Annotated in this window: 6 protein-coding genes and 1 pseudogene; 2 read left to right on the top strand and 5 right to left on the bottom strand. The window is 67.3% G+C overall.

Annotation, left to right across the window (positions count from 1 at the left end; genetic code table 11):
* From HW445_RS14830 to HW445_RS14815, 4 genes are all read right to left on the bottom strand, one after another.
* Positions 1-826, bottom strand: an 826-nt coding sequence (locus HW445_RS14830; protein ID WP_218956992.1) for an SCO6880 family protein, incomplete at its 3' end; no start/stop codon positions are given.
* Between the two features lie 413 nt (positions 827-1,239).
* Positions 1,240-2,694 (bottom strand): hypothetical protein, encoded by a 1,455-nt coding sequence (locus HW445_RS14825; RefSeq protein ID WP_180221487.1) that lies wholly within the window; start codon positions 2,692-2,694, stop codon positions 1,240-1,242.
* On the bottom strand, positions 2,691-3,305 hold the full coding sequence (locus HW445_RS14820) for a hypothetical protein (RefSeq protein ID WP_180221486.1): 615 nt from the start codon (positions 3,303-3,305) through the stop codon (positions 2,691-2,693). Before HW445_RS14820 ends, HW445_RS14825 begins: the two co-directional genes overlap by 4 nt.
* A gap of 339 nt (positions 3,306-3,644) precedes the next feature.
* Positions 3,645-4,250 (bottom strand): HD domain-containing protein, encoded by a 606-nt coding sequence (locus tag HW445_RS14815; RefSeq protein WP_180221489.1) that lies wholly within the window; start codon positions 4,248-4,250, stop codon positions 3,645-3,647.
* 91 nt (positions 4,251-4,341) lie between these two features.
* On the opposite strand from HW445_RS14815, the pseudogene HW445_RS34410 reads away from it, so the two are divergent.
* Positions 4,342-4,601 (top strand): annotated as a pseudogene (locus HW445_RS34410) (hypothetical protein); the annotation flags it as partial.
* A 311-nt stretch (positions 4,602-4,912) separates the two neighbouring features.
* Positions 4,913-5,725 carry a LamG domain-containing protein gene (locus HW445_RS14810; protein ID WP_180221485.1) on the top strand — a complete coding sequence of 271 codons (813 nt, stop codon included), beginning with the start codon at positions 4,913-4,915 and terminating at the stop codon, positions 5,723-5,725.
* 178 nt (positions 5,726-5,903) lie between these two features.
* Here the strand turns inward: HW445_RS14810 and HW445_RS14805 are convergent.
* Positions 5,904-6,504, bottom strand: a 601-nt coding sequence (locus HW445_RS14805) for a hypothetical protein (RefSeq protein WP_218956991.1), incomplete at its 5' end; no start/stop codon positions are given.

The raw sequence follows: 6,504 nt of genomic DNA, 5'->3' as shown, positions 1-6,504 counted from the left end.
GGACGCTCACCCCGCAGCTGCCGAGCGCGGCCTGCAGCCCGCGCAGCACCCGTACGCACTCGGCGACGGCCTCGCCGAACGACTCCGCCCGGTCCGGTGCCCGTGACGGGTCGAAGGTGATGGAGACCCGGGTCTCCACGTGCGCGCTGGCCGACGGGGACATCCGCACCAGCGTGTCCATCAGCTCCCGCGCCGGGGCCGGGGCCGCCGGATCGACCCGGCCGGCCACGTAGTCCTCGATCGTGCTCCCGGGATCCGGGGCCGTGTCCACGGTGACGTTCACCCAGGCGACGCTCGGGGTGTGGCCGAGACGCGCGAGCCAGGCGTGCCACTGGCCGACCCAGGTGTCGACGGCGTCCCGGTTGGCGAGCGCGGTGGAGATGGGGGCGACCAGGACGGTGGCGGTCAGGTGGCCGGTGCGCCGGTTCCACGCCATGCCGAGGTGGCCGCCCTCGCCGTCCTCCACGCTGATGGGGACGACGGGGGCGAGGACGCCCGGCAGGTCGTGGTCCTGGTCGTGGAGGGTGAGGACGCCGGACGTCATGGTGTGCTGGCCGGCGCGGCGGCCGGAGCGCCACCGGGCCGCGTGCAGCACCGTGTCGACCAGTGGGGTGCCGTGCCAGCGGGCCATCGTCACGCCCGCGACCAGCGCTGCCGGGGCGAGGAGGAACGCGGCGAGACGGCCCGAGACCATCGCCGCGGTCAGCGGGACCATCACGCAGCCCATCACCACGGCGGTCTGGGTCGGCGTCAGGTTCCCCAGGCCGATGCCCCGGCTCCGGCGCCACCCGCCGTAGAGGCGGACCTCGTTCCTCGGCTCGTTCATGGGCTGCTACTGCTCCGGTGCGTTGGGCGGGTTGGTCGCCCGGTGGGCGGCGGACTGGACGGCGCCGTGGGCCGCACGCGCCGCCCGGACGGCCGCCTGTGCTCCCGTGCCTGCGGGGCCTGCCGCCACACCGGCGGCAGAGGAAGCGGTAGCGGCAGAGGCGGCAGAGCCGACGGAGGTGGCGGAGGCGGCCCCGGCCGGACGGGGGGCGGGGACACCTGCCTGGCTTCCCGCAGGGGCGGAGCGTCCCGTCTCTGCACAACGCCCTTGGCCCGGCTTGGTGTTGCCTGAGTAACCGTCGATTGACAACTTCCCGGTGCGGCCAGAGGAGCGGCCAGCTGCTTCGATGTACGCCACGACGACGACCGTGCGCAGCACGGTCACCTGTGGCCCTGCCTGGCTGGTGAGGCGGTTCAGTGCCGGGCGATCACTCTGGCAAAGATCTGCAGCGACACGGCGTGCGCCTTCTTCGTGGCACCGACGACGTCGAAACTGCCGATGGTCTGTCCGATGTTGGCGGTGAGGTCGGCGGCCGAGGCGAAGTCCTTGGCGCTGCCCATGTCCTCGCCGGACGCCTTCTCCACTACGAGGGGAATCTGGGTGGCCAGGCCGACCGAGCCTTCGAGGACCTTGCCTGCGATCTGACCGCTCTTCCCGCTCGCACCGACGGCTGCGGCGCCCTTGGTGCCGATGTAGTTGGCCAACCAGCTGGCCTCGGAAGCACCGCTGCCGCCGGTTTCGGCGAGGAAGGCCATGCCGGCTCTCCGGACGACGACTTGGGCCTTGTAGGTGGCGTTGGCGCCTGCGCCGATGGTCTTGGTGACCGCCCGGCCGACCGCGAGGCTTTTGGCGACGGCGCCGATGCCTGGAAGAGCACTGAGGGCGTCGGCTGCCAGACCGACCAAGGCCAGCGGTTTGTCCCAGTCGTTCTTGATCGTGGTGTCCACCACGTGGGAACCGAGCGCGGTCAGCGCGGTGACCGCGGCGATCGGACCGCAGACAGGAGTGAGCACGGGGATCAGAGCAAGGGCGCCGGCGGCCGCTGCGACGATTCCGGTGATATCGCCGAGTCCTCCCCAGACATTGCTGGTATCGGCGTCCGTCTGACGGGCAGCCTCCACCCTGAGATACTGCAATTCCCTGCCCCGGGTGTCCGTGATCCGGGTGATTTCGCGCAAAGCGAGCAGGGACTGGAGTTGGAGTTCGGCGTGGACGGCCAATAGGGTGTCGAGCAGGTTGTACAGACCTTCGTCGGGAATCCGATCGCGGGGGTACCCTTTGCCCGTCAGCCGCCAGAACGAAGGCTGGAACCGATTCCTTTGTACGCCGGTCCACATAATCCACGGGCCTACCGAGGCCGTATCGGGCGCTTTGGCCAACGTGAGGGGCGCGGCCTTGTAACCGGCCTCCAGCATGGGGATGGGTCCCACCTGGCGCGAGACATCAGCATCGTACAGGCCGACTGCACCGCCTGGATGCAGAGGATACGGCACTGTCCATTTCTCACCGATTGACTTTTCCTTGACGGACGCAAGGAAGGCGGCGTATTGCCTTTGCAGCCGCCGGTAGTCGCCATGCAGATAGTTGTAGAGTTCCTGACACAGGAGCTTCAGGGCGTCAAGGATCTGGTCCTGTTGAAACACGTACATGCGCAGGAGCTGATCGATGCGGTAGCGGTCAACGTCCGTGAGTTCGCTCGGAGACCACCCCAAGATGGACTCGGCGCGCTTGTCATCACTGGTGAAGAGCGCCATCCCCTGCTGGGCGCAGAGAACCAGCGGGTCCATGTTCGGGCTGAAGAGATCGCACAACTCTTGCTTGTGGACAGGGACGAAGGGAGGGATTTTCATGATCCTGTCCTCGTTCATGCCGACTCGGGAAACACGATGGTGCGGCAGACCTCTGCGAGGATCTCGACACAGGGTTCCCATTCCGCGAGGTTCTCGGTGGCGATGGCGAAATCCGCCATCGCCAAGCGGCCGGGGATGGGGACGAACGTATGCATCTGCCGCACGATGGTGGGGCCGCCGCCATCGGTGAGGAGGTTGACCGGCCTGTCGACCTTGCGGTCCTCGGTGACCGAGACCGCCGGCCCATGTGCCAGCTGGACCACACCGACCTGCGCGTGCTGGTAGATGGCCCCCATGGCGCGCGCCAGCCGGTGGACCGTGTCCTCGTTCGACAGTTCGCTGGGCCGGGCGGTGACGGTCAGGATTGCCGAGGCCAGCCTCGTCTCCTGCGTCGGCTTGTACAGCAGGGTGCCGGCATAGACGGCGCCGGCCGCCGACAACAGCTCATACATCGTCTGCTGGGTCAGGACGGCATGCGCCGTTTCTTCGTTGGTTGGCTGCGGATCGACGTTCGCCAGCTTTTCGAGCAGCCGGTTGGTGTTGACCTCTGCGGACACCGAGAAGTCGATGGGGGTGAATTCCGCGGGGACACTGAAGCTGATCGGCAAGTCGATCGTCGCATCGGGCATGACAGGCACTCTCCTGATGGGGACCGGCGCCGACCGAAACGAAAGCGGCGGCCAACTAGCACCATCATGATCAGTAACTTTCCGGTTGCCGCCGGGACCGCCACAGGTCACACCTCCGAACAGCCCACAAGAACTACGGTCGCCAGGGCATCACGGCCTACTGGGTGCTCGGCCACGTAGGCTGGAAAGGATGCAACGTTTGCCCCAACGCATGCCCTTCTCGCTGCTGATGCGGTCGCGCTCGCTCCTTGCGTTGGGCGGTCAGGGCGTCGGGGTGGCGGGCGTTGGCGGTGCGCGGGCGTAGGTAATCGTGCAGGGCCCCCGTTGAACCGCCCGGCCTCAGCTCCGGTCGAGCCGATTGCCCATAGTCCGTTCCGCCCACTCTCCCGCTACCAACTCAGCGGCCGCGCACCACGGCTTACGCTCCGCCTGGTCCTGGAAGAGTCGTACGAAGGACTCGGCAAAGCCCATCCGGGGGTAGGCCCCAACGAGTGCGTCCGTGAAAGACGGGTCGAAGGCTTCCAGGCCCGCCCCGGATACATCCGCACTGGTCCCCACCTGCAACAGCCGGCTCTCCACATCCACTTCAGGCGCAACATCGTCGCGCATATGGAGCACAATCAGCTCAGCTGCCCGATTGCGTCGCTCAGCTGGCCAGCCGAGACCGGCCGTGAAGACGCGGGCCAGGTGGCCACCGGCCTCTTCAAACGAGAGCGTGTGGCTGTCGAAGGGCGGAACGAGAGCCAAGTCGTGCAGCAACGCCGAGACGAAGAGCAGCTCGCGATCGAAGTCGAGGCCACGCGCCTCCGCCCAGGCCGCGCCGAAGAAGTACGAACGCACAGAGTGGTGGTACAGCGCGTCGTCAGCGTATTCCTCACAGACCAGCCGCGCCGCCTCCGCCGCCCGCCCCACAGGTACGCGCACCCCTGCAACCTCGGTCAGCATCCGCCCCGACCCCCTACAGCCAAACGTCAATGTCATTCCACTGTTTGCGCAGCTTAGCCAGGGTTGCATACCCATCCGGCCGCCCGTCAGAGGACTGACCACCAGGATCCACGTCGCGGACAACAGCCGCTGCCGCCCACCGGCCTTCTTCCTGACCGGCGGACAGGCCAACGACTCGCCCGCCTTCACCGAGGTGATGGCACGCCTGCCTGTCCCGCGGCGCAACACCGCGAGCGGTGCATCAACCGCCTCAGGCAGTGGCGCGGTATCGCCACCCGCTACGAGAAGACGGCAACCATCTACCTGGCCGGCCTCCACGTCGCAGGCATCTTCCTCCGGTCGGCCCGCTGAGCCACACAAAACGGCCTAGACGTCCGGCGAAAGGGATGGTTTCGCGATCCTCTTCCTGGGCGGAGGCGGCAAATATTGCGTTGCCGTCTCCAGGCGCCGTGGGTGTCATGTACTGATCGAAGCTGTTCAAGCACGACCAGTGAGGTAGTGGAATGAGATGGTGGGGGGCGGTTTTGCGTCGGGAACCGAGTGAGGTGCGGGAACGCAGTGGTGCGAGGGCGCTGGCCACGGTGCTGGCACTCGCTGTGATGGGAGGAGTCGTCCCGGCTGCTGCGGTCGCGGCCCCCGGCGAGGCCGGTCAGGTGGACGACGTGCGGCTCTTCGACCGCACGAGGTCTGGTGGCGAAACGCTTCAGTTCCAGCAGGAGGTCGCGTCACGCTGGTCGTTCGAGACGACCGAAGGCGTCGACCCGGTCACCGTCCCGGACGAGGCCGGTACAGCCAACGCGCTCACCCTGCACGGGGGTGCCGTCCGGACGGACACCTGGCAGGTCGACGTGGGCGGACTGTCGCTGGACGGCACCGGCTATGCGACGGCTGCCACGATGCCTGTCGACACGTCGGGCAGCTTCACGCTGACAGCGTGGGCGCAGGCAGCTGAGGCTCCCACAGAGAGCGTCACAGTGATGAGCGCAGAGGGAGGCAATCGCCCGGCCTTCCAGGTCGCATTCGTTCCGGACGAGCGATACCCCGACGTGGGCACCTGGCGGTTGTCGATCGCCGATCAGGATGCGGCTGACGCCGAGGTGGCCGTCCTCGACGCCGCCGAGGTCAGGGACGCCCGCGACTGGACGCACCTGGCGCTCGCCTACGACGGCGTCACGAAGGAGGCTCGCCTCTACATCAACGGGAGTCTGCTGGACCGCGCCTGCGCCGACGGCGACGGTGACGGCGTCGCGGACGATCCCGCGTGCGCGGCATGGGAGCCGTGGGTGGGCAACGTCCAGGCGTTCAAGGCGACCTCCTTCCAGATAGGCCGCAGCAGGACCGGACCCGACGCCGGTTCGTACTTCAGCGGCCTGGTCGACGACGTCTGGGTCTTCCAAGGCACGTTGAGCCACATGCAGGTCCGCATGCTGTCGGCCAGCTTCTTCGACGTGCCGACCGTGGTCCCCGGAACCTGAGCCAGAGCCCGAGCGTGTGGGGTGCAAAGCGGCATCGAGAGGTTTCCGTCGGTGACCGCTACAGCCAGGAGCCGGATGCCCTGCAAATCCGGTAACTCATCCCTCTGTCACACAGCTGGGGCACGGTCACGGCGGATGTCCGTCGGCCGTGCCTGAGCTGTGACCACCGCGCGTTCGATCACCCACCGGCAGGTAGCGAGGAACGCAAACGCCTGATCGTCCGCAGAACCTCGGTCCGGTTCTTCGCGACTTTCAGCCAGGTGGGAAGCCGCTCAACCAGACTCATCGGGGCCCACGGCACAAGCTCTCCGCGCTCACGAAGCTTGGCCCCCACGTAGGCCTCCAGCAGATCGAGATGACGCACGTTATAGGCCCACAGGACGTGTCCACAGCAGCTCGTCTGCAACCACACCGGTCGCTGGAAGTAAGGATCGACAGGGCTGCCCACGACAGCAGAGTCGACCTTCCGATCCTTCAAGAAGCCGCACCCCGGGCACCACAGCTGCCGACGGAGATCCAGGCTCCCGGAGTCGGCGGCCTTCTCATCTGCTGGGGTCTCGGGGTGGGGCGTGACGGTGGCGCACTCATCACACCGAGGACAGCGCACCAGAACCTCGTCGAGGAAGTCATATCCGTACTTGCGTTCGCGTCGATCTCGGAACCGGTCGCCGGACGCCTCTACATTCCCGCTCACTTGGTCAGCCTGCCAGAACCCGACTCGCTGCCCGGCAGACACCCAATCGTTCGTCGAGGTGCGGGACCGCGAACCCGGTCGGCCG

The organism is Streptomyces sp. UH6 (assembly GCF_013421635.1).
Classification (GTDB): Bacteria; Actinomycetota; Actinomycetes; order Streptomycetales; family Streptomycetaceae; genus Streptomyces; species Streptomyces abyssomicinicus.
This window is presented reverse-complemented; position numbering and strand designations above follow the sequence as displayed.